This is a genomic window from uncultured Roseivirga sp. (genome assembly GCF_963973945.1).
In the GTDB taxonomy this organism is placed as follows: Bacteria; Bacteroidota; Bacteroidia; order Cytophagales; family Cyclobacteriaceae; genus Roseivirga.
In genome coordinates this window covers 60733-85315 of sequence record NZ_CAXBBV010000014.1, presented here as the reverse complement: position 1 = coordinate 85315, position 24583 = coordinate 60733, and the positions used below count along the sequence as shown (strand labels likewise).

General features: G+C 39.2%; 22 protein-coding genes. 9 read left to right on the top strand and 13 right to left on the bottom strand.

Annotated features, from left to right (window positions below; all coding sequences use genetic code 11):
* Window positions 1-95 precede the first annotated feature (95 nt).
* The 6 genes from AAC026_RS17620 to AAC026_RS17595 form a co-directional block, all read right to left on the bottom strand.
* A complete protein-coding gene (locus AAC026_RS17620) occupies window positions 96-506 on the bottom strand; it encodes a response regulator (RefSeq protein ID WP_339606307.1) in 411 nt (136 codons plus the stop codon).
* Window positions 507-512: 6 nt separating this feature from the next.
* Complete coding sequence (locus AAC026_RS17615; protein WP_339700820.1) at window positions 513-2900, bottom strand: PAS domain-containing protein; 2388 nt, start codon at window positions 2898-2900, stop codon at window positions 513-515.
* A 143-nt stretch (window positions 2901-3043) separates the two neighbouring features.
* A complete protein-coding gene (locus tag AAC026_RS17610) occupies window positions 3044-4354 on the bottom strand; it encodes a dihydrolipoamide acetyltransferase family protein (RefSeq protein WP_339700817.1) in 1311 nt (436 codons plus the stop codon).
* A gap of 76 nt (window positions 4355-4430) precedes the next feature.
* Window positions 4431-5678 (bottom strand): competence/damage-inducible protein A, encoded by a 1248-nt coding sequence (locus AAC026_RS17605; protein WP_339700814.1) that lies wholly within the window; start codon window positions 5676-5678, stop codon window positions 4431-4433.
* Window positions 5679-5687: 9 nt separating this feature from the next.
* Complete coding sequence (locus AAC026_RS17600; RefSeq protein ID WP_339606311.1) at window positions 5688-6866, bottom strand: aminotransferase class I/II-fold pyridoxal phosphate-dependent enzyme; 1179 nt, start codon at window positions 6864-6866, stop codon at window positions 5688-5690.
* A gap of 90 nt (window positions 6867-6956) precedes the next feature.
* Complete coding sequence (locus tag AAC026_RS17595; RefSeq protein ID WP_339700811.1) at window positions 6957-7277, bottom strand: hypothetical protein; 321 nt, start codon at window positions 7275-7277, stop codon at window positions 6957-6959.
* Between the two features lie 140 nt (window positions 7278-7417).
* Here AAC026_RS17595 and AAC026_RS17590 point away from each other — a divergent pair, with 140 nt between their 5' ends.
* From AAC026_RS17590 to AAC026_RS17570, 5 genes are all read left to right on the top strand, one after another.
* Entirely contained in the window at window positions 7418-8197 is a 780-nt protein-coding gene (locus AAC026_RS17590) for a DUF6503 family protein (RefSeq protein WP_339700808.1), read from the top strand.
* A 310-nt stretch (window positions 8198-8507) separates the two neighbouring features.
* Window positions 8508-8981 (top strand): nucleoid-structuring protein H-NS, encoded by a 474-nt coding sequence (locus tag AAC026_RS17585; RefSeq protein ID WP_339606314.1) that lies wholly within the window; start codon window positions 8508-8510, stop codon window positions 8979-8981.
* Window positions 8982-9052: 71 nt separating this feature from the next.
* A complete protein-coding gene (locus AAC026_RS17580) occupies window positions 9053-9592 on the top strand; it encodes a hypothetical protein (protein ID WP_339606335.1) in 540 nt (179 codons plus the stop codon).
* Window positions 9589-10422 (top strand): hypothetical protein, encoded by an 834-nt coding sequence (locus AAC026_RS17575; protein ID WP_339606315.1) that lies wholly within the window; start codon window positions 9589-9591, stop codon window positions 10420-10422. Before AAC026_RS17580 ends, AAC026_RS17575 begins: the two co-directional genes overlap by 4 nt.
* On the top strand, window positions 10409-12841 hold the full coding sequence (locus AAC026_RS17570) for a hypothetical protein (protein WP_339700806.1): 2433 nt from the start codon (window positions 10409-10411) through the stop codon (window positions 12839-12841). Before AAC026_RS17575 ends, AAC026_RS17570 begins: the two co-directional genes overlap by 14 nt.
* A gap of 193 nt (window positions 12842-13034) precedes the next feature.
* On the opposite strand, the gene fabF is transcribed toward AAC026_RS17570, so the two are convergent.
* Window positions 13035-14279 (bottom strand): beta-ketoacyl-ACP synthase II, encoded by a 1245-nt coding sequence (fabF, locus tag AAC026_RS17565; protein ID WP_339700804.1) that lies wholly within the window; start codon window positions 14277-14279, stop codon window positions 13035-13037.
* Window positions 14276-14881 carry a TetR/AcrR family transcriptional regulator gene (locus AAC026_RS17560; RefSeq protein WP_339700801.1) on the bottom strand — a complete coding sequence of 202 codons (606 nt, stop codon included), beginning with the start codon at window positions 14879-14881 and terminating at the stop codon, window positions 14276-14278. The genes fabF and AAC026_RS17560 overlap by 4 nt, the downstream gene beginning before the upstream one ends.
* Window positions 14882-15015: 134 nt before the next feature.
* Between AAC026_RS17560 and AAC026_RS17555 the strand changes: the two genes are divergently transcribed.
* From AAC026_RS17555 to AAC026_RS17545, 3 genes are all read left to right on the top strand, one after another.
* The gene (locus AAC026_RS17555) at window positions 15016-15561 is read left to right on the top strand and encodes a DsrE family protein (RefSeq protein ID WP_339700797.1); all 546 of its coding nucleotides are present in this window, start codon (window positions 15016-15018) and stop codon (window positions 15559-15561) included.
* A 77-nt stretch (window positions 15562-15638) separates the two neighbouring features.
* Window positions 15639-16181: a DsrE family protein gene (locus AAC026_RS17550; RefSeq protein ID WP_339700794.1), complete on the top strand. Its 543-nt coding sequence runs from the start codon at window positions 15639-15641 to the stop codon at window positions 16179-16181.
* Between the two features lie 507 nt (window positions 16182-16688).
* Complete coding sequence (locus AAC026_RS17545) at window positions 16689-19076, top strand: ABC transporter permease (protein ID WP_339700791.1); 2388 nt, start codon at window positions 16689-16691, stop codon at window positions 19074-19076.
* 84 nt (window positions 19077-19160) lie between these two features.
* Here the strand turns inward: AAC026_RS17545 and AAC026_RS17540 are convergent, their stop codons facing one another.
* Window positions 19161-20198, bottom strand: a complete 1038-nt coding sequence (locus AAC026_RS17540; RefSeq protein WP_339700788.1) for a zinc-dependent alcohol dehydrogenase family protein — start codon at window positions 20196-20198, stop codon at window positions 19161-19163.
* A 42-nt stretch (window positions 20199-20240) separates the two neighbouring features.
* On the opposite strand from AAC026_RS17540, the gene AAC026_RS17535 reads away from it, so the two are divergent.
* Entirely contained in the window at window positions 20241-20768 is a 528-nt protein-coding gene (locus AAC026_RS17535) for a cytochrome B (protein ID WP_339606326.1), read from the top strand.
* 51 nt (window positions 20769-20819) lie between these two features.
* Here the strand turns inward: AAC026_RS17535 and AAC026_RS17530 are convergent, their stop codons facing one another.
* From AAC026_RS17530 to mscL, 4 genes are all read right to left on the bottom strand, one after another.
* Window positions 20820-22277, bottom strand: a complete 1458-nt coding sequence (locus tag AAC026_RS17530; RefSeq protein ID WP_339700785.1) for a M20 family peptidase — start codon at window positions 22275-22277, stop codon at window positions 20820-20822.
* 40 nt (window positions 22278-22317) lie between these two features.
* The gene (locus tag AAC026_RS17525) at window positions 22318-23190 is read right to left on the bottom strand and encodes a cation diffusion facilitator family transporter (protein WP_339700781.1); all 873 of its coding nucleotides are present in this window, start codon (window positions 23188-23190) and stop codon (window positions 22318-22320) included.
* Window positions 23191-23196: 6 nt separating this feature from the next.
* Complete coding sequence (rluF, locus tag AAC026_RS17520; protein WP_339606329.1) at window positions 23197-23931, bottom strand: 23S rRNA pseudouridine(2604) synthase RluF; 735 nt, start codon at window positions 23929-23931, stop codon at window positions 23197-23199.
* 150 nt (window positions 23932-24081) lie between these two features.
* Window positions 24082-24507 carry a large-conductance mechanosensitive channel protein MscL gene (mscL, locus tag AAC026_RS17515; RefSeq protein WP_053224599.1) on the bottom strand — a complete coding sequence of 142 codons (426 nt, stop codon included), beginning with the start codon at window positions 24505-24507 and terminating at the stop codon, window positions 24082-24084.
* Between the last annotated feature and the right edge of the window lie 76 nt (window positions 24508-24583).

Below are 24583 nucleotides of genomic sequence, written 5' to 3'. Positions count from 1 at the left end.
TAATAATTTTAAAAAGATTTTGGTAAGAGGAAAGAAGGCCTGAAGTATTGAAATAAGAAAGCGGTGTTAGGGTGGTATAGATTGGCTAGTTATAGTTACTTACTGAAGTATTTCTCACGAATTTCTTCTAAGTACTCTGTAGTGAGCGGTTTGCTGGTGAATTCGCTTACCTCTTCCAGTTCGTTTGCTTTTTTTACATATTCTGGATTTTTGGAGGTAGATAACATTACTACAATGATGCGATCGTTTTTTGCTTTATCTAGTTTGGCATATTCTTGTAAAAATTCCCAGCCATCCATTCTGGGCATATTGATGTCTAGAAAAATTAAGTCTGGAGATGTTCTTTCACCTTTTAGGCTTAATTGAAGATATTCTAGGGCCTCTTGTCCTCCAGTTACTGATACTACTTCTTCTGCAAATTCAGATCTTCCTATTACAATTTCGTGATAGAAGTTATCCGCTTCATTGTCGTCAATTAATAAAATGCACTTAACTTTTTGTTTCATACCTATTTAGTTTGGGATAGAAAAATAAAATGTGCTGCCTTCATTTGCAGTGGATTCTACCCAGATTTTTCCACCATGCAGCTCTACAATTTTTAAGCATCGAGCTAGGCCTATACCAGTTCCTTCATACAAATCTTGACTATGAAGGCGTTGAAAAATAGAGAATATTTTCTCTTTATAATTTTCTTCAATGCCAATCCCATTGTCTTTTACCGCAAATACCCATTGCTTCTTTATTCTATTTGCTGAAATACTAATTTCGGGATTAGTGTCTGGTTTACAAAACTTTATGGCATTGGAAATGAGGTTTTGAAACAGCGAACGCAACTCATGTTCGTGCCCTTTAATTTGCGGCAGTTTCTCTATTTTTAGTATTGCTTTTTTCTCTGTCAGCTGTGCAGATAAGTCATTTTTTACCTGTTCAATAATATTGTTACAATCAACTTGAGCAGGGGGGGTATTATATTTCCCTATGCTGGTGTATTCCAATAGTTCATGCAGCAAATCTCGCATACGATCTACCGACCGTGTAATATAGCTGAGGTACAGATTGGCGTCATTATCAAGTTTGTCGTGATATTTCCAGTTAAATAGCTCTACATAATTAGAAACTGTTCTGAGTGGCTCTTGTAAGTCGTGTGAGGCTATGTAGGCAAATTGATTTAGTTCTTTGTTTTTTTGTTCTAGTAACTGGAGGTGGTGTTGGATAGATAATTCAGTTTTTTTACGTTCGGTAATGTCTTGAAATGTGCCTGTTACTTTTACAGTATTCCCGTTTTTAGTAATGGGTCTGCCACTGGCTCGAACCCATAAGTGATTTCCTTTTGCTGTTATAAATTTAACTTCCAAGTCAAATGGTTCTTTTAGGTGAATGGCGTTGTGAACAGCTTTTTCAATTTTAGGCCGATCATCAGGGTGGTAATATTTAATTCCTTCTGATAAGTCTGGTTTTTTATTTGGGTCTAATTCATAAATAAAGTATGTCTCTTCTGTCCAATCAATTACCAATGAGTTGACGTCTAGTTCCCAACCACCAATCTTTGCCGTTTCACTCATTCTAGCTAATAAAGCTTCATTTTTTCTGAGGTCTTCTTCGGCCAGCCTTTGTTTGGTAATATCATAAACAATGCCTTCGCGAAACATTACTTTTCCAGCTGTATTGCGTCTAATGTAGGTGGTGTCGAGTACCCATTTAATTTCCCCATTTTTAGTGATAAGCCTATATGGCTCATGATGGTACATGTTATTGTTGTTAACTGTATTGGCTTGAGATACCTCAAAACTGACACGCTCTCGATCTTCCGGATGGATAATATCATCATAACTAATCTGTTTGTTTAAAAAATCTTCAGTTGAGTATCCAGTAAGTTCCAAAACATTTTTTGACACAAAATCGACAGGTAGGTCTTGAATGTTTTCCCATCTGAAAACAACTGCTGGGCTCCGGTTAATTATATTGTAGGCATAGTTGAGAGCCGCCTCTGCTTCTCTGCGTTCTGTAATATCTTGCATGGTACCTCTAGAGCCGTTAAAGTTATTATTGCAATCGTACTTGGCTTCGGCTATGAGTTCTAGATGTAACCATTTTCCGCTGGTATGTTTGGCCCTAAACTCAAACTGAGTTTTTTCATCATTGACAAGTGACTGTACTAACTTTTCAAAAGATGGCTGATCTTCGGGATGAAGTAATTTGTAAAAGCTATCTCTCTGAGGTGTGAAGTTATCGGGGCTAAGCCCAAAAAGGGTGTAGAGCTCATTGGACCACCATATTTCTTTGGTTGAATGCGTAGTATCGAAACTACCAATTCTCGCAATTTTCTGTGCTTGGTTAAGATTGAATTCATTCTTTCTGAATTGCTCTTCATTTACAATGCTATCTTGGGCTTCTTTACTTCCAGTTATTTCAACTTGAATTGAAGTATATCCTTCTATCTTCCCTCGTTTGTTTTTAAATGGAATAATCGATGTTTGTACCCAGTAGGCCTCGCCCGATTTATTGAGGTTACAAATTTCGCCTTTCCAAGGCCTTCCATTCGAAATGGTCTGCCATAAAGATTGAAAGAAGTGGTCTGAGTGCTGTTTAGATTTAAGCAAATTGTGATTCTTGCCTAAGAGTTCATTTTGAGAATAGCCAGATATATTACAGAAGAGTGTGTTTACAAAAGTGATAATGCCTTTACTATCTGTGATTGAAACCGCAGCAGTGTAGTTTAAGGCTTCTATCAGCAAATTTTGCTGGTCGCCTTTTCCAATCTTTTCATTAACACTGTCAACTTTTGAAATCACTTTTAATACTCTATTATGATGTAGCTGTTTGAGGAATTTGAAATTATAATAGCTCGCTTGAATATTTAATGCTTCTGATAAGATACTGAAATATATACTAAAGACCATGTTGATCTCTTTATATCTACATTTTTAAGTAGAACAAGTAATGTTTATTATTTATAGTATAATGTAGTATTAAAGCAGAAGGGTGGAACGAAAAAAGCCCCAATCATTGCTGATTGAGGCTCCAAATTTATTTTAGATTGCTCTTACAAAGATTGCTTAGCATCAAATCTTTCCAAGAAATCGGCTACTCTTCTTACAAACATTCCGCCTAAAGAACCATCAACAACCCTGTGGTCGTAAGAGTGTGAAAGGAACATTTTATGACGTATGGCAATGGCATCACCTGAAGGTGTTTCAACTACAGCTGGTTTTTTAACTACAGCTCCCAAAGCCATAATAGCTACCTGAGGTTGCATAATGATTGGTGTTCCCATTACGTTTCCAAAAGAGCCTACATTTGAAACTGTAAACGTTCCGCCTTGTAAGTCGTCTGGTGTTAGCTTGTTTTCACGTGCTCTTTTAGCCAAATCATTCACTTTTTTGGTAAGCCCAGTCAAGTTGTATTGATCGGCCCTATGTATTACAGGAACAATAAGGTTTCCACTTGGAAGGGCTACTGCCAAACCAATATTGATGTCCTTTTTCTTGATGATTCTAGTGCCATCTACTTGCACGTTAATCATTGGATAATCCTTAATGGCCTTAACAATGGCCTCTATGAAAATTGGAGTGAAAGTAATTGGCTCACCTTCTCTTTCCATAAAGCTGTTTTTTACCTTGTTTCTCCATGAAACTACTCCTGAAACATCAGCTTCAACAAAAGAAGTAACGTGTGGCGAAATGCGTTTAGAATCTACCATACGTTCTGCAATCATCTTACGCATTCTGTCCATTTCGATGATTTCGTCTTCACCAGAAATAGAAACAGGCATTTGCTTAGGAGCAGATTGTACTGGAGCAGAGGCTGTAACCTGAACTGGAGCTGCAGCAACACCTCCTTGTGGCCTGTTTTTCACATAGGCTAGAATGTCTTTTTTAGTAACTCTATCCTCTCGGCCTGTACCAGGTACTCTCTCCAATTCGCTCATTGTTATCCCTTCTTCACGGGCAATATTCATTACCAATGGAGAATAGAATCTATCGCCAGCAGGTTTTTCTAAAACGGCTACGTGTCCATTTGAAGAAGAGTTAGCTGGTTTATCGTTGGTTTGATTATTTGAAGCTGTTGCTTTAGGTGCTTCTGCAACTGGGGCTGAATCTCCTCCAGCAGAGGCTTCGGTTTCAATTCTGGCAATTGGAGCACCCACAGGAACAACATCACCTTCCTTTACCAATATTTCTTTCAAAACACCTGCATGAATGGCAGGAACTTCAGTGTCAACCTTATCTGTGGCTACTTCAAGTACGGATTCATCGGCCTCAATTGTATCGCCTTCTTGTTTCAGCCAAGTTAAGACTGTTCCCTCCATTATACTCTCGCCCATTTTAGGCATCACCATTTCTACAAGTGCCATATTGTTAGTTTTTATAGATTAAAAACGTTTGCGTTCAAAGGACAAAAATAGCATTAAACCAAATATTATCAATGTCTTATTGGTTCAAACTTTTTCTAACCAAATTTAGTACTGCTATTTCTGTTAATTCGATATTTAATATTCTATTCTGTGTTAATTGAAGCCTTTTGGTTATGGTTTGTTTGTTGTCAGCATAAGCAATCCATACCGTACCAACGGGTTTTTCTTCTGAACCACCACCCGGCCCAGCAATTCCGCTACTGGCTATGCCGATATCGGAGTTAAATTTCTCCCTTACTCTTTCAGCCATTTCTGTCACACACTCTTCACTTACAGCTCCATGTTTTTCAAGAGTGGAAGCTTTAACACCTAACACATCAATCTTAAATTGGTTGTGGTAAGGTACAATTCCACCTTGAAAGTACGCGGATGATCCAGGGATTTGAGTGATTTTATGTTGAATAAATCCACCCGAACAACTTTCTGCCAAGGCAATTGTCTTCTTTTGAGCTAGAAGAAGTTGGCCAATGGCCTCTTCTAAGCTTATTTCGTCATAGCCATATATGTATTTCCCTGCCAAGGGAAGGAATACGTCAATCAATTGCTGTACTTCCTTTTCTAATAATCCTCGGTCTTCACCAATGGCGGTAAGCCTTAGTTTTACATGGCCGATACTCGGAAGGTAGGCCAAGCGAATGTGCGGAGGTAGGGCATATTCCCAATCTTTGATTTTTTCTGCTAAAAAAGATTCGCCTATACCGACTGTTTTTATCACTTTATGGTAGATGACGGGAGTTTGGAAGAATTCACGAATTTTCGGAATCACAAATTCCTTCATTATGTTCTTCATCTCATGTGGTACACCAGGCATGGAAACGAAAATTTTTCCATTTCTTTCATACCATGTACAAGGAGCTGTACCTAATGAATTATGAATTACTTCGGCAATTTCGGGCACTAGGGCCTGCCTCTTGTTCATTTCTGTAAATTCTCTTCCTCTTTTTTCGAAGAAGTCTTTTACATGGGCAAGTACACTTGGGTTTTCTACAATTTGGCAGCCAAAATATTTGGCCAAACTAGGCATGGTAAGGTCATCATTGGTTGGCCCCAATCCGCCAGTAATTAATACTAAATCTGCACGACCTTCGGCTTCTGTAAATGCGTGAAGAATGTCAGGTTCATTATCGCCTACGGTAGTTTTTCTTACCACTCTCACCCCTAGTTGATCTAGGGCGTAACTCATCCACTGGGCATTGGTGTCTAGAATTTGACCATAGAGAATTTCATCTCCAATGGTCAAAATTTCCGCAGTTATATTCTTCATGCTAAGAAACTATTGGGCGGCTTTTAAGGCTTGCTCAATATCTGTTATGATGTCTGTAATGTGTTCTAAACCTACCGAAACTCTAATCAGTTCCGGAGTAATTCCAACCTTCATTCTTTCATCTTCCGAAAGTTTTGCGTGCGTGGTAGAAGAGGGGTGGGTTACAATAGTGCGGCTATCGCCCAAATTGGCAGTAAGCGAACATGTTTTAATGTTGTTCAAAAATGTTCTTCCGCTTTCCAGCCCTCCTTTGATACCAAATGCTACCATTGCTCCGCCTGATTTCATTTGCTTTTTTGCTACCTCATACATGGGGTGCGACTTTAAGAAGGGGTATTTGACCCATTCCACAAACTCAGATTTTTCTAAAAACTCAGCTAATTTAAGCGCATTCTCAGAGTGGCGATCCATACGAATTGCGAGGGTTTCTAAGCTTTTAGAAATTACCCAAGCATTGAAGGCTGATAACGCAGGGCCAGTACTTCTACTAAAGGCGTATATTTCATCAATCAATTCTTTTTTCCCCACAGTAACTCCACCCATTACTCGCCCTTGGCCATCCATAAATTTGGTAGCCGAATGAATTACCAAATCGGCACCATATTGAATAGGCTGTTGTAAATAGGGAGTAGCAAAGCAATTGTCTACTACTAAAATGAGCTTATGAGTTTTGGCAAAATTACCTAGCCATTCTAAATCTATGATGTCTACAGCTGGGTTTGTAGGAGTTTCTATATATAGAATTTTGGTATTGGGCTGAACAGCTTTATCCCAATCGTTAGTGTTGTCAATGTCTACATAAGTAGTATCGATTTTCCATTTGGGTAGTATTTTACCAAAAACGGTATGTGTGGAACCGAATATGGAACGGCAGGAAATAATATGGTCGCCTGACGAAAGTAAGGCAGCGAAAGTTGAGAAAATAGCCGCCATTCCTGAAGCAAAGGCATAACCTGCTTCTGCGTTTTCCATTTTGCACACTTTATCTACAAACTCCTGAAGGTTTGGGTTACTAAAGCGGCTGTAAATGTACTTATCATTTTCACCAGCAAATGCAGCACGCATTTCTTCTGCATCCTCGTAGGTGAAGCTAGAAGTAAGATACATTGGAGTAGAATGCTCCTGTGCATGAGTGCCTTCAATTTGTGTGCGAATGGCCTCGGTTTCGAATTGCTGTCTGTCTTTCATTCAAATCATTTCTTGCCCAAATATACATTTCGAAACAGCTAGAGAAAAGAATTCTGACATTGTTTACAAAAGGAGCGAATAATGATTTTACTACTTGAGTTCTTTTCTCATCTGGTTCAATGCAATTTCAGCTAACATTGGCCATTTGTTTGCTTCCTCAAAGCTTATCACAAACCAGTCCTTCAGTGGAGGTTTAACCTTAAAAGGGTTGAGTAACTCATATTTATGAATACCTTCCGATTCAGGCTCAAAATCTCTTCCTAGCCTAACAGCAAGTGATTTTTTATAGAAAAAGGCAAAGTTTTTACCTTTCAATTGAATTCCAGGAGATGCCATCATTGTACCCTCAGTTACTTCTGCATGATTGGAAACGATGTTGTTTCGTACTTGACTGAATAGTTCTTCTTCCATAGCGAAATAATTTTGTGGCTCATATGATTCTGAATGCAGATTCTTATCATTCCTAACTAAGTAATGACTTTGGGTAAGCCAACTGACGTTGAAAATCTGTAAATTCATGAACTTTACCGTTGAATTTAATCAATCTGAAAATGAAAAAGTATCTAATAGTTTTCCTTATGACGCTTCTGATGGGCTGTGGAGGGACAAAAACTGAGAATAAAATTGAAGAAGTGAAAGTGACTCCTCCAAAAACGGAGCACCATTCGGCTAGTATCACTAAAGTTTTTGATGCTCATGGCGGTTTTGGCAATTGGTCTGAAATGAAACAGCTTTCTTATGACATGTCGAACGGACAGCATCATTTGATTGAACTTCAGAATAGATACACGCGAGTAGAGTCCGCTAAAGATACCGTTGGTTTTGATGGCAACGAAGTATGGGTTATGCCTGCTAGCGCAAATGCCACAAGAGCGCGAATGACCTATAATCTCTATTTCTATTTTTATGCATTCCCGTTTGTTGTAGGTGATCCTGGAGTTATCTATGAAGATGTAGAACCAATGGATATTCTTGGTACAACTTACAATGGCGTTAAGGTTTCTTATGAGAATGGAGTAGGTGAATCTTCTAAAGATAATTACATCATTTATTCCGACCCAGAAACGCATGAAATGGCTTGGCTAATGTATACGGCCACATTTGGCGGTGAAGAAGCCAGCGACCGCTGGAATTTGATTAAGTATGATCAATGGCAAACTATAAATGGAATTACAATCCCAAAATCTCTGCAATGGTATCAGTATAAAGATGGAGAAGTTGGTGGGATGAGAAATGAGGTGCTTTTCGAAAATGTAAAACTTTCGAAAGAAGCCCCTAGTATGGATGATTTTAAAATGCCAGAAGGCGCTCAAATTGCTCCAAGGGGATAACTTTTAAACGCCTTTTTTAGAAATGTCGTAAATGAGCCAGTTCATTTACGACATTTCTATTTATGCCCTGCGACCTTTTACCACAGGCTTATATAGAAATGACAAAGAGATGTGTCATTCTTTCCCCATATTTGTCCGCTTACAGGATTCTTGTTTTCATTTTGACAGCAATTTTCTCTATTCGAAAGTAAGGCCAAAACAAAAGTGACCTTAATTGCTGTTTTAAATAAAAAATATTGTTTTGGAACAGAACTTGCTCAATCGGAAAACGTTAAACGAAGCCATATATATGAAACCAAATTCACACAACATGAAAAGCATTTTTAAATTAGTGCCAGTCTTCTGTGCATTGCTGTTTGTTTTATCTTCTTGTAAGAGTCAGAAAGCAGTGGTTGATGCAAATCAAGAACCAGAAGAAGTAATTGAAGAAACTACACCAGAACCAACTCCTCCCGTAAAGGAAGAGCCAAAAGTTGACCCAGAGGCCGCAAATAGAGCGCTTGATGCTAGGCTGTCTAACTATTTTGGACAAATCGCCAATGCTTCTTCAGTTACCGCAGCAAATAATAATATCAGAGAAGCCGTTGGAATGTTTAGTAATGGAGAAGCTCCAGTACTGATTATTTTTTATGCAGCTAATGGAACAGAAGACTTTGATGAGCCAACTACAATTACCAAGTATCTTAATTATTTGAAGGACCTTAAGAAGGCTCCACACAAAGTGAAAGAAATGGTGATGGATTCTCAAGGCAGAATCAAAGAATTAGTATTGGTAAAGAAATAGTCGAAACACCCTAACACAAGAAAATTATGAACAATCAAATATTTAAAAGACTTTCTTACGTGGTTGCTATAATGGCGTTTTTTGCTATTTCAACCCAAGCCCAAAGTCCTGTAGACCCTAATCGCGAAAAAGCGATTGATTCACTAGCCTTAGAAAAAGTTAAAGACTTAGGTAAGTACATTGCAATTATCGGAAACAAAGACACTCCATTTTCAGAAGCGAACCGCGTTATGGACAGGGCCGAAGAATTATTCGCCCCAGGTAGCGAAATGGGCGTTTCATCGCTAGCTTCAGAGGAGATCAAGTACTACAAGGTACGCGAGTATTTCCAACGACTGATGGCACTTAACTATGATAAGGTAAATATTGAATGGTATGATGTTCAATACATATCTGATCTTGAAAGACAGCCTGATGGCCGATATGTTGGTGTAGTTACTATTTATCAGAAGTTTGAAGGAACCACAGCAGATAAAATGAGCTACAAGGACACTACTAAAAAGGATATAACCATTTACGTAGAAAAGAAAAAGACTCAGATTGCCGGCAGAACTATTGAGTTTTGGGATGTAATTTTGGGCGATATCCGAGTATCTGAAACTTCAGTATGAACCGACTAATTCTTCTTTCACTTTCATTCTTCTTTGTGTTTACTTCATATTCTTCTGCCCAAATTGTGGGCGAAAACTATGAAATCGAGCAGCAACTGTTGGCAAGCACGAAGCAACTCAACCAGTTTTTTAAGCGCTTTAATGGAGAAGAAGATGTAAAAGGAAGAACCTTTGAGCCTGATGATAGGCAATATCGCAACGAAAGATTGCGTAAAAAATACCTCAGTATCCTCTTCGATGAGGAGGATACTGATATTTCTTCTCAAACCAAGAGTGATTTTATTGAAAGAGTAACACGAGGTGATAACCCAGAGTTTTTGAATTTACATTCAAAAGATTGGTTTGCTGTGGTGAACACTACTTTTCTGTACAAGGGAAAAGAGCTGCCTCTATTGCTTTATATGAAAATTCAGCAAGAAGCACTTGGCTACGAATGGGTAATTGCAGACATCGCTTTTGAACCTTACAAAACGATGTTTGATAAACAAAGAGGCGAAACAAAAGTCTTTTTACACCCTATGAGCCATGAGCTTGACTTCATGAATTTAAGAAAGGCCCTCACAAAAGGAGGTGTTCCAGAATCATATACCTTGGCCGACTATAAGCCTGATTTATTGACCGTTTTTCTGTATGAAGTAAAAATGGGGACACTTCAATTTCAGACCGTAAACCGCATGAACTATCATTTCTTCGGTGTTGATGGCTGGTATTTCTCCCTCTCTAATTTTAACCGTGCCAACGACAATTCGGGGTGGCTAATTTCAGACTTGCTTCAAGTCAATGCTTCTCAAAAGGAAGATTTGTTAAAAATAATTTATGAGAAGAAATAGACTCATATTATTGCTGATTCTTTTCAGCACAAGTGCCACGTTGTTTGCGCAATCTCCTGTTTTACCCGACTCTGTGTTGGAGAAAAAGAAAGAGGGAGTGAAGGAAATTATTAGTGCGCTAGAATATTACCTCAATGTAATTGGTGCGGAACGCACTGCTGTAAGCGAGAAAGAAGTGATTATTAGCAGTAGCTATGCAAAGCTTTTTGTCGACCCTAAAGTTCAGGTGGAAGATGATTTGGAGGAAAATAGATCAACTCCAATTTTTAAGGACATTCAAGCCTATTTAAAAGACATTGATTTCTTTTTCAAGAATGTGGTTTTCGATTTCGAAATCGCAGAAATATTGGTAGAAACCAAAACTGATGGCACGCCCTTTTATAAGGCGGAGTTAATAAGAAATCTACAAGGAACTTCCCTAGGTGGAGAACCAGTAAACAGTAGTCAGAAGCGGTTTATTGAATTAAATTTAGATGCTAAAAAGAGCGAACTAAAAATAGCCAGTATCTACACAAATAAGTTGAGCAGAGATAAGCAGCTTAGAGAATGGTGGTCTTTGCTAACCTTAGGGTGGAAGCAAGTTTTTAAAGATAAAATCAAGTTTGAAGGCGACAGTATGACCAATCAGGATTTGGCTCGCTTGGCATCGATAGACTCTTTGGACTTATCGGGAAATGACTTTGTGCTCAACCTTGATCCCATTTATCAACTCACTAATCTGAAGTATCTAAAAATAAGCAATACATGGGTTAATGATCTAAAACCTTTGCGATCTATCAATACATTAAAATCGCTTGATATTTCTAATACTTCCGTTTTCGATCTTCAATACTTAAAGTATCACAACGAGATTGAATCACTTAATCTCTCAAATTGCCATGTAGAAGATTTCTCTTTACTAAAGTCATTCGAAAAGTTAAAAAAGCTGAACCTTTCAAGAATTAAGCAGATAGACTTGTCGTTTATCGGTGACCTTGTTTTTCTGGAAGAATTAAACCTATCGGAAGCAGAGCAGATAGGAACGGTAGACTTTTCTAGGTTAAGTAAGCTTAGGAAACTCGATTTGTCCGCAAGCGACATTACTGAATTAAAAGGCTTTGAATCCGCTTTGGCTTTACAGGAATTAAACCTTGAGCTAACCAATGTTAAAGACCTAACACCTCTTTCTAGCCTTGGCAAATTGAGTGTATTAAACATTACCAATACTAAAGTAGAATCACTTCAACCGCTTACTCAAGTTAGGTCTGTAACCAAAATATATTGTGATAATGCACCATTGGAAGAAGCGAGTTTAGAGGCTTATATGGAAGCTAACCCAAGTGTTTTGGTTGTGAGAAATACCCAACAATTAGAGCAATGGTGGGGAGCAATGTCGGATATGTGGAAAGGCGTATTGACTAAATACATGGATACGCCTAATCCAGGAAATGAAGACTTAATTCAGCTGCTAAGAATAGATTCTTTGAATTTCGAGGGGGCAGGTATTTCAACTTTGGCGCCATTGGCGCAATTGAAAAAAATAGCACATTTAAATCTAGACTCTAATCCGCTAAAAAATCTTCAAGGGTTAGAGGCATTGGAGCGATTAGAGACGCTAACCCTCAATAATACGGCTGTAGCTGATCTTTCACCTTTGTCTAATCTTTCGAACTTAAGGCATATTGAGGCGGAAAACACAAAAGTTAAGAATATTACCGATTTAGGTCGATTATCAAAGCTCAAGTACTTGAATGTGGAAGGAAGCAATGTAGATAAGACAGCAGTTTCCTTACTGTTAGATAAGAAAGAAGACTTAACTATTATTTTCCAGACCAAGGCCTTAAATGCTTGGTGGGGAATATTAAGTGAGCCAATGAAAAGAGCCTTTAAAGAGAATGTGGTAATGGCTGGTCAACCTACGGCTAAGCAATTACATCAGCTCGTTTCTCTTGAAAGGTTGAATATCCAAGGCTCATCTATCACCAGTTTGACTGAGTTGTCGGAGTTCTATAGATTGAAAGAACTAGGTTTGAACAGGCTTGGAATGAGAGATTTGAACTCATTGCCAGACCTAAAAACTTTAGAATCTTTGAGTTTTACGGAAATGCCGGTTGCAGACTTACTATCCATTTTGAAATTCAATAACCTTAAGTCATTGAACTTTAGCAATACAGCCATAGATGATTTGCGCCCGCTCACAACGATGACCAAACTAGAGCGAATCAATTGCTCTGGAACGAATGTGAGACGTTTTACGGGGCTAGAAGGACTATCTAACTTAAAGTGGATTGATTGTTCCAACACTAAAGTATTCAAGTTCGACCGACTGACTGAGCTCAAGAAACTAGAAACCGTGATTTGCTTCAATACCTCTTTGCGCAGCAATGATATTGAAAAGCTGAAAAGCGCTCTCCCGAATGTGGAGGTGGTGTTTTATTAACTTTGTGAGAAACTAGAGCTTTCCAAAAGTTTAGAACTTTTGGAAAGCTGATGAATTACTAAACTTCAGGTTGAGTTTGGGTCGAAAGAATAAGGTTTTGAAAAAAAAAAACTATCAACTCACTCATTTACAAAACGTTTCGCTCTAACATCTAACATCTAACATCTAACATCTAACATCTAACATCTAAGATTTAACCTTCAAACCTCTTAAACACGGCACTGGCCATATGCCCACCAAAGCCAAAAGTGTTGCTCAATGCATATTTCACTTCTCGTTTTTGTGCCGAACCGAGGGTAAACTCAAACTTACCGTCAAATTCTGGGTCTACATTTTTCGTATTAATCGTTGGTGGAATAATCCCTTCTACAATGGCCATCACACTTGCAATAGCCTCTATTGCGCCTGCTGCACCAAGTAAGTGACCTGTCATAGATTTAGTGGCTGAAATATTGAAGTCTGGGTTCGTTCCAAAGAGCCTTTCAACTGCGATCAACTCACTTGGATCACCAACGGGGGTGGAGGTGGCGTGCATATTGATATAATCAATGTCTTTTGGCTCAATACCCGCATCATTGAGGGCTTCTTGCATTCCTAAAAAGGCTCCTTCTCCTTCTGGGTGGGTTCCAGTTAAATGATACGCATCGGCTGCCATTCCACCACCCGCTACTTCCGCTATAATGGTAGCGCCTCTGGCGATGGCGTGTTCGTAAGATTCTAAAATTAAAGTACCAGCGCCTTCACCCATTACAAAGCCGTCACGACTTATGTCAAATGGCCGACAGGCAGTTTCTGGGTTGTCGTTGTTCATTGACAGTGCGCGAGAAGCTGTAAAACCACCCAAGCCAGCTGCGGTAATTGGGGCTTCCGATCCACCCGTAATAATCATGTCGGCTTTGCCCCATTTAATATAGTTAAAGGCATCTATAATGGCAGTGGTAGAAGATGCACATGCTGAAATGGTAGTGAAATTCACGCCCCTTAACCCGTATTTGATAGAGATAATGCCCGAAGCAATATCGGCTATGATTTTAGGAATGAAGAAAGGAGAAAAACGAGGCGTTTCGTCATTTTTAGTATACTCAATCATCTCTTCAGTAAAGGTCTGAATACCGCCATTGCCCGAACCCCAAATCACCCCAATTCTATTCCTGTTCAGAACATCGAAATCAATCTTAGCGTTTTTGATGGCCTCTTCTGTAGCGATTAAGGCGTACTGCGTAAAAGGGTCCATACGTCTGGCTTCATTTCGCGGAATATAATCTTCTACATTGAAATCTTTCAGCTCACAGGCAAAGTGGCTTTTGAATTTTGTTGTGTCGAACCTCGTAATGGGGCCACCGCCACTTTTTCCAGCTTTTAAATTTGCCCAGTAAGTTTCTAAATTATTTCCAATTGGGGTTAATGCCCCCATTCCTGTAATGACTACTCTTTTCATGTTGTTATTTTTAATTGGTGATTGACCAATGATTTCAAGTTTTCTATAATGTTAAAAAAAGCTGTAGGGTCGTTGGTAGTTTTTGCAATGAGAATACCACCTTCAATGGAGGCTATATAGAAATTTGCAAAGTCTTGCGCTCGAATTTCTGGTTTGATTTCGCCCGAACTTTGCCCTTCTCTAATTACGCTGGCAATTTCAGATTTCCAGTTCAGTAACATGGTTTTCGCTTTTTCTTTAAAAAAAGGATGGAAATCATCTGCTTCTACTGCCACATTCATTAATGGGCAGCCACCATTGTTGGACACTGTTTCAAAGTTTTGCTCGTAAAAATTGAGCAGGCCAGTTAACTTGTCAATGCTGGAAGGATGCGCTGCCCAAGTCATTTGTAAACCCTTCTGTAAGAATTTTACATTATGGTTAAAGCAGGCTTCAGCCAAGCTTTCTTTGTTTCCGAAGTTGCCGTATATAGCACCTTTGGTTAGACCAGTGGCATTGGTAATATCTGATAAAGCAGTACTCTGATAGCCCTTTTTGTTGAAAATAGGTGCTACTGTTTCAATGATTCTTTTCTTTGTTCTTTCAGATTTAGCAAAAGGCACATGCAAAAATATACCAATCGGTATATTTTTGCAAAGAACTTATGTGTTAATTTAAGGCTCGTCTGTTTTTTTACTTCTACGGTTTGAATTTGCTGCTTGGATTATTGTAATTGAACTGGTCTAAAAACTCGCTTATGAAACGTACAATCTTTATTGTCTTCTCTTTATTGTTGGTTACCCACTTGAGTTTTTCTCAAGAAAAGAAATGGGTAAACCCTATCATCAAAAACTACGGTCGAATTTTGGAATTGGAAAAGGTGGATGTAGCGCCAGATCCAACTATGGAATACAAAATTCTGATTGAGTTGGTGCATAAACTCGATAAACCTGAAAGTGCGGCTTTTGCTACAACAAATGTGGCGCGTCTGATTAATCTTCATGGAGTAGGAGGGGTAAAACCTGAAAACCTTAAAGTTGCCGTAGTTATTCATGCCGGAGCCACCAGCTCTGTATTGGGTGCTGACGCCTACAAAACGAAGTATGAAGTAGAAAGCCCTTATGCCCCCTTATACAAAGAACTCATGGAAGCAGGTGTTGAAGTGATAGTTTGCGGCCAGTCGTACTCTATGTATGGTAACAAGGTAGAGGACTTAATGCCAGGTGTGAAAATCGGCACTTCGGCACTCACCACCATAAGCACCTATCAGCTTAAAGGTTACTCTTTTTTTAAGTGGGATTAGTCCTTTGCCAAAAGATTGATTGATTTATTCTTTGAAATTGTGTCTATTGGGTTCGATTGTAAATAACCCTGAATAGCATGACGAAACTGAATAAATACCTCTTTGCTTTTGCCGCATTGTTAATCGTTAACATAGGTTTTTCACAAGAAAAAATTAACCCAATTATTAAAGGATACGGTGGAATCATCGATGCTCCTTTTGCAGAGGAAAAGCCTGATCCGAAACTGGAGTATAAAATAATCATTGACATAGCAACAGGCGATGCGGATCCTAAAGCAGTAATGTATTCCTTAGAAAATGTAGCTCGACTTTTGAACTTGCATGCCATGGGCGGAGTGCCTGCCAAAAACATGAAGGTGGTGTTGGCTATTCACGGCCAAGCAATTTGGTCTACATTAGACAATGAGACTTACAAAGCAAAATACGGAGTAGACAATCCACATATTCCGCTTTTCAAAGAATTAGAAGGAGCGGGAGTGAAGTTATTTGCTTGTTCGCAGTCTATTTTGGGACGCGATATTGATCATACAAAACTTGCACCGGGAATCAAGGTGGCTACTTCCATGTTGAGCACGCTTACCACCTACCAATTAAAAGGCTATGCGGCCTTGAAGTTTTAAGCTTTTAAGGAAGCTGTCTTAGTGTTTCCCAAAGCACTATGGCAATAGTAATGATAATGGCCAGCCCAGTAAAGAACATAAACCTTCTATTGGCGCTGGCTTTTTTTGCGCTTTTTTTTTCTTATAGAGAGTAACTCATCAAAGTTAGTAGTCACTAATTGTGGGTCAGAGGAGTTGAGAATTGGGGCGTTTTTCATTCTTTTTCTGAAAGCCTTTTGCTCTTTTTCAAAAGCAATTTTTGGCTGATTGTTGTAAACTTGATGTTTGTTGTCCAGTGCAGGCTAGTCCATGGTTTTTAATTATAGTTTCTAAAACGAGACAGCCTATGTTTGGGTTTTTATCAAGGTTGAATGGTTGATAAGTTGATTTTCAGAGATTTATAAAAGGCTATTATATGTTAATTCATTTTTAAAGACGGATTTTTTATAGAACTTTAATGGTGTTCAAGTCATCCATGTGTTAACCATAATTTTTTGATGCGCCTTTTTTCATCCTTAAACCATTCCAATGAACTATCATTTTAAATTTGCTAGTAGAGATATATTAAAAAACCGACTGATTACTACAGGTAGCCTTATCAGTATCGTTGTAGGTGTTTTAAGTGCTTTTCTAATTTATATATGGGTAGATTCTGAGTTGCAAACGGATAGGTTTCATTCGGAAGTTGACCGCATTTATATTCCAGTGGTTCAGCAAAGTGCGGTGGATAATATTAATCCAATCAGTGCGGGCTTATTTTTTAGATTAGACTATAATAAATACCCGAATGTAAAGAGTAAGCTCTATACGGCTTTTTATACGCCAGAGCGTATTAAATTGAAATTTGATAACAATGAATACCGAGGAGGAGGCTTAATAGCCGACAGCACCTTTTTCGATTTTTTCGATTTTAAGCTTTTGGTGGGTGAACCAGATGAAATTTTAGATGATCCTTCCCATATCGTCTTGACCAAATCTTTCTCCGAGAAAATTTTTGGAGACCATGATCCATTAGGCGAAACTATTTATTTGGAGTGTGATCAGAAGGGTTACTATCAAGTAGCTGGAATTTTGGAAGATGTTCCTTCAAACAGTACGCTGTCCTTCGATTTTTTAGTGCCGAGCCAATCACAAAGCTGGTGGGGTAATTCAGGTATGGAGTTTATCCTTACCGATGACTCTTTCGATCAATCAACTTTTGATGCGGAAGTTAAAGAAGCAGGCAGAAGCCATCCGCAATTTAAAGAGAGTACGTTGTCTACTGTTCCATTTAAGGATGTCTACTTTCATCATAACTTTTCTACACCGCTGCTTGCAAAGCATGGTAACTTGGATGAGGTAAATACCCTGCTCTTAGTGGCTTTTGTTATCCTATTGGTGAGTATTTTGAACTTCACCAACATGCAGTCCACATTAATGCTTTCTCAGTTAAAGACTAAAGGTATAAAGCAAGTAAACGGAGCCACCAAACTTGATTTCTTACTTGAATTACTGGCTTCAAGATTACTGTATGCATTGTTGAGTGTGGTAATTGTTTTTGGGCTCTTTATGTTAGTAAGAGATTCTTACGTAAGTTTTTTGGGGCTTACATTCGATAAGTCGTTTATAGAAATTTTGATTTTAATTGTTGCAGGAGTTTTCTTGTTCACTCTCATTTCTTCAATTTTTTCACTAGCTCAATCTTCAAAATTTGTAACCTCACAAGCTTTGATGGGGCAATTGAGCGAGACTAAAAAGGGATCGGCAGGAAGGGTACTAACCACTATTCAGTATGTGTTTGCTATTGCTTTGATTATTGCTACTACGGTAGTTTATAAACAATTTAAGTTTATGCAAAACAAAGACTTAGGCTACAATCCCAGTGGACTGGTATCTATTAAATTTTTCGATAGACTGCCCTATAATTTCGAAGACCAAGAGGCCTATAAAAAGGACATGGAAACTCAGAAGAGTAGCTATGAATTGGTGAGAAATGAGTTACTAAAAATACCTGGTATAATTTCTTATTCTCAGGCGACAATGCCTTTTGATGGGTCTGCAAGTACCATGTCTTGGAAACTTGCTGGGAGTGATTTTGAGTATACTGAAACAAGCCTAATGACCATAGACCCAGATTACGCTAATATGCTCGGACTTGAGGTGGTGAATGGGAGGTTCTTCTCAGACTCTTTGGATGTTTCAAGACAGAATAAAGTGGTGATTAACAAGGCAGCGATGGATTATTGGGGAATTACAGACTTATCTGATGTTAAGTTGGCGAGTAGTTCTTGGGACGGAGAAGATGATCCTTGGAAGGTAATCGGAGTAGTGAATGATTTCCACTATGCACATTTATCTAAGAAGATAGAACCAGCCATTATGGTTTTCTTCAGAGATGTTGACAAGGAGTTTTCCATTAGAATAGACCCTGAGCAGTATAAAATTACATTGGAGCAATTGGGTGCGTTATATGAGTTGGTAAACCCTAATCAACCATTTAATTATATGATTTTGGAAGACAAGCTTCAAGCACAGTATGAGCGTGAGAAGAAGCTTTCTGAGGTATTTATGTTATTCACTATAGTCGGCTTAATGATTTCATCCATAGGTCTGTTTACTTTCGCTCTTTATGAAACGAGAAAACGAATCAAGGAAATTGGTATTCGAAAAGTGGTGGGAGCAAGCGAAGGTCAGGTAATTGGCTTATTGACAACTCGATTTTTGAAGTGGGTACTTTTAGCGTTTGTGATTGCTTGTCCGATAGGTTGGTATTTTATGAATGAATGGCTCGCCAACTTTGCTAACCAAACAGAACTGAGCTGGTGGGTTTTTGCCATCGCAGGAGTCTCCGCAATTGTTTTAGCAATATGCACAGTAATAGGGCAGTCTTATGTAGCGGCCAAGCGTAACCCTGTGGAGGCACTTCGGTACGAATAATATTTAAGTTGATTAGAACTCTCCAAAAGTTGGTTTCTTAGAACTATAGGTGAGAACTTTTGGAGAGTTTCGTTCTTTAGTGGCTTAAAACCTATTAATCACTTTCACACCTACTCCCTGAAATTCATTCATTTTGGGAAGTAGGTGTGTTGCTTCTTCTAAAGAAATTAATTCGCCAATCAGTTTTTCGGGTTGAAGTTTTCCTGATTTAATCATTTCCATCATTTCAGGATAAGCATGGGCTTGCATACCATGGCTGCCAATTACTTCTAGCTCATTGGCCACTACCAAATGCATTGGGATTTCAGGCAGGTAGTCGTTGCCAGCCATTAAGCCTACTTGAATATGCTTGCCTCTTTTTCTAAGGTTGGCAATGGAGTTGAAACAGGTGGTTTTACTCCCGAGTGCATCCACAGAAACATGTACACCTCCTTTCGATATTTCTTTGACCGCCTCAACCACATTTTCTTTTGCGCCATTTATGGTGTAGTGCGCACCAATGGTTTTGGCAAATGCCAGCTTGCTGTCGTCAATGTCAACAGCAATTACTTGGGCACCCAAAGCTTCGGCAATCATAATGGCAGAAAGCCCAACACCACCGCAACCATGCACTGCGACCCAATTTCCTCCAGTTGTTTTGGCTTGGTGCGCTACCGCTCTAAAGGAAGTAATAAACCTGCAACCCAAACTGGCTGCGGTTTCAAAGCTTATTTCATTGGGTAAATGCACCAAATTAGTGTCTGCATAATGAATGCCTACATATTCAGCAAAACTTCCCCAGTGGGTAAAGCCGGGTTGAAACTGATGGTCACACACTTGCTGATTGCCTGAATTACATTGCTCGCATCTGCCACATCCACTCACAAAGGGAACGGTTACCCTGTCTCCAATTTTGAATTTGTTAATGCCTGCGCCAAGCTCTATTACCGTTCCAGCCAATTCATGTCCTGGTATATGGGGTAATTCAATATCCGTATCGTGTCCCATCCAGCCATGCCAATCACTTCGGCACAAACCAGTGGCACCAACTTTTAGTATTACTCCTCCTTTAACAGCTTTTGGGTCTGCTACGGGTTCTATTGAAATCGGGCTTTGAAACTTGGTGTAGAGTGCTGCTTTCATGAGGGAAATAGTTCTGTTTTACTCTCCCAAATTAGGTAAATCATGGGAATCTCTTCCGTCTATAATCAGCGACTGGTCTTTTTATTTTATGATGCTTTTGTGCTTACTTTGTTGAACACTAACGGAAGCAATATGTACAACGGATTATTACACGCGCACTCGGGTTTAAGGTGGATCGTTCTGATCTTATTATTAGCCGCTATTTTTAATGCCTTTTCTAAAAAGAAATCGGGCGTATGGACAGCCAAAGACAAGAAGCTTTCAATGTTTGCTATGGTTTTTACCCACATTCAGTTCTTAATTGGCTTGGTGTTGTATTTTAAGAGCCCAAAAGTAAATTTTATGGAAGGCTTTATGAAAGATGATGTACTTCGGTTTTTCGCTGTTGAGCATATATCTATGATGATAATAGCTATTGCTCTCATCACCATTGGCCATAGTAAGTCTAAAAAAGCTGTGACGGACGCTAAGAAATTTGGTGCAATTGCTACTTTCTATCTTTTCGGACTCATTCTGATTTTGGCATCTATTCCTTGGCCGTTCAGAAATTTAGGAGGCAGCTGGTTCTAAGAGCACATTTAAAAGAGAACTATTTGAAGCAGAAGCAGCCCTTCTGCTTTTTTATTGCCCTTTACTGTTCAAAATCAATTGTCTATAAAAGCGAATGGCATTCTTGTAATCTTCTAATGGAATGCGCTCGTCAATACCGTGGAATGTGCTGATGTTGTCTTCATTAATATGGTAGGGCACAAAACGATAGATGTTTGGGCTGATGGCGCCAAAGTGCCTAGAATCTGTGGCAGCAATTACCAAATTAGGTGCAGTTAATACACCATCGAAAATTTCTTTTATAGACTGATTAATTGCATTGTAACCACTGGTTTCTATTGGAGAAACTGGGGATGGCTCTGAATTGAAACCAAAGAATTTGGTTTTGACTCGTGAATCGTCAATGGTTTGATTTACATGGTTCAGCACATCTTCGGAAGTTTCTCCCGGAATAATTCGGAAGTTGATCAGTGCTCGGGCTTGTGTTGGAATGATGTTCTCTTTAATCCCCGCATTAAAAATCGTTGGGGCTGTGGTGGTTCTGATCAAGGCATTCCCCGCTCCGCCTGCGCTTTCATAAGTGCTTAGTACCAGTGGTTTGAAGATAGAAAGGTTAGCGAAAGCCATTCTGTTTACAAAACCCATTTCAGGGCCAATCTGGTTGATAAAGCCTTGCATTGGTTCTGAAATCATTCCTTTGGATGGATTGCTTTTCACCTTAGCTACTGCTTTGGCTAATACATCAATGGCTGTCTCAGGGTCGGGGCGAGATGAATGACCGCCTTCCATATCAACCGTAAGTTCAATGGTAGTAGAACCCTTTTCAGCTACGCCAATAAAGGCCACATCAGAATCTACGCCCGGTACAAGCTTTTGGGTGATGGCATATCCTTCATCCAAAACATATTCGGCATGAATTCCCTCGTGTTCAAGGTATCGGGCAATGGCTACAGCACCTTTTTCTCCACCGACTTCTTCATCGTGACCAAAAGCCAAATAAATAGTTCTTTCAGGTTGGACACCTTCAGAAAGAAGCATTTCTACAGCTTCTAAAATACCGATTACCGAAAACTTATCGTCAATAGTGCCACGTCCCCAAATCACTCCATCTTTCACAATTCCACCAAAAGGGTCGACCGACCACTTTTCAGGCGAAGCAATAGGCACCACATCAATATGGCCCATCAAAACGATAGGCTTAAGCGTTAGGTCTTTTCCCCTCCAGCTGAACAAATGGCTGTATTGGTTAAAGGTTTTGTGTTCTAAAACAGAATCAATTAGAGGATAACGGATTTTAAGAAATTCATTGAACGCCTCGAAAGCGGTGGAATCAAAATTGGCGGGGTCTTCGTGGGAAATGGTTTTTATTCTCAAAGCCTCTGTAAGTCTTTGAATAGAAGAATCAGGGATGTCAATTTTTGAAACTGGTTCAACTTCTAATTGTTTCGAGCTAAAAGTAAAGGTTTTGAAAAGCACATAGGCCACAAAAATGAGGAGGAGTACTAGTATTGCTTTGAGGAATTTCTTCATGTTTAAATGAGATTAAGCCTAAATATAAAAATTGCTGGCTTTATTCTTCGGGTTCGATGTGAATTAGCACATCGGCTATTTCGGGCATTTCGTTTTGAATTGCATTTTTTACATCATGGGCTATGTCATGTCCTTTTTTAACTGAGATTTCACCTTTAACTGTAAGGTGTAAATCTACGTGGAATGACATACCTGTTTTTCTAACAAAGCATTTTTCTGTGCCCTGAACCCCAGAAACGGTTTCGGCTACTTTTCTGATGTCGACAATTAAATCATCATAAACATGCTCATCCATAATTTCGCCAAGGGCGGGGCGAAAAATCAGAAATGCATTGTAGATAATAAAGCCAGAAGCGAGTAAAGCAGCCCAATCATCTGCCGTTTCATAACCTTCACCCATATAAATCGCTATGGAAATTCCGATAAAGGCCAATAGGGAAGTGATGGCATCGCTTCTATGATGCCAAGCATCGGCTTTTAAAGAAGTGCTTTTAGTTTTGTCGCTTTTTTTAGAAACAAACCGATAGAAAATCTCTTTTAGAATGACGATGGAGGCTAGAACGACTAGCGTAAATTTTTCTGGAACTTTGTGTGGCGTGCGAATATGCTGAATGCTTTCATAAGCAATTACGGTGGCTGAAATCACTAAAATTCCAACCACAATAAAAGTAATAAGTGGCTCCGCCTTTCCATGACCATAGGGGTGGTTTTCATCCGCAGGTCGGGTAGAGTATCTTAACCCGAAAAGAACTAGTAATGAGGTAAATACATCTGTGGTGGACTCGATGGCATCGGCAATCAGCGCATAGGAATTGCCAAATACGCCTGCAATTCCTTTTGCAATGGCCAAAAATGCATTGGCAATCGCGCTGAAAATAGCTGTGTTGATGGCTGTTCGTCTATTCGATTCCATGATTCATTAATCATCATGAGTTTTGGAGGATGTAGAAATCAATCGGTTGATTTCAGCCATTTCTTTTGGAGTAATGTCGCGCCAAGTACCAACAGGCATATCCAATATCACATTCATGATGCGCACCCTTTTTAATTGTCTCACTTCATAATCTAAGTACTCACACATTCTTCGGATTTGACGATTGAGCCCTTGTGTCAACACGATCCGAAACTTGAGTTTGCCGATTTGTTCTACTTCGCATTTACGAGTAACCGTATCTAAAATAGGTACACCATTACTCATTTTTGAAATGAAGTCTCGTGTGATGGGCTTGTTCACCGTAACGATGTACTCTTTTTCATGATTGTTTCTGGCGCGTAAGATCTTGTTCACAATGTCTCCATCATTGGTAAGGAAGATGAGGCCTTCACTGGGCTTGTCTAATCGACCAATCGGGAAAATTCGTTTAGGGTAGTTGATGAAATCAATGATATTGTCTTTTTCCACTTTTACATCCGTAGTACAAACAATCCCAACAGGTTTATTGAAAGCAATGTAAACAGGCTTATCTCTTGGCTCGACCACAGGTTTTCCGTCTACAGCAACATTATCTTCTTTTGTGACTTTAGTGCCCATTTCGGGTACTGCGCCATTGATGGTTACCCGCCCTTCTTCAATCAGTTTATCGGCTGCTCTGCGCGAGCAATAGCCAATTTCACTTAGGTATTTATTGATTCTAACAGGCTGGTCAGTAGTCATTCGTTAATTATTGAGTGCTGATGTGTCTGGGTTGAAATTCAACCATGCAGTATTTTGACGCAAATTACAGAATTCTATTGGCAGAGACGCATAAAAAATACCGCCTCTGCAAAAGCAAAAGGCGGCATTTTTATATTTTCAATTCCTGATTTACTTCTTTAATAAATCTCTGATTTCTGTTAAGAGCACTTCTTCCTTAGAAGGTGCAGGAGGAGCCGCAGGAGCTTCTGCTTCTTTCTTCTCCATTCTTTCTTTCAAATGGTTGTATGATTTCACTACCATAAAAATAGCGAAAGCTACTATTACAAAAGTAATGATGGTGTTAATGAACACTCCGTAAGCAATAGCCACCTCGGCAGTAGCATCACCAGCACCAGCAGCGGTTTCTGCAACGGCTTCTTGTAAAACCAACTTCATTTCTGAAAAGTCAACACCGCCTAGGAGGATTCCGATTGGTGGCATTAAGATGTCATTCACAAATGACTTGACGATGGCGCCAAAATAAGTGGCCATAATTAAACCCACGGCTATTTCTAGTACATTTCCACGGATAAGGAATTTCTTAAATTCTTTCATGTTTAGCTGTTTTGTTTAGTGATTAAGGATGATACAAAAAACGATTTATCCTTCAGTTTGCTTAAGGTCATAAAAG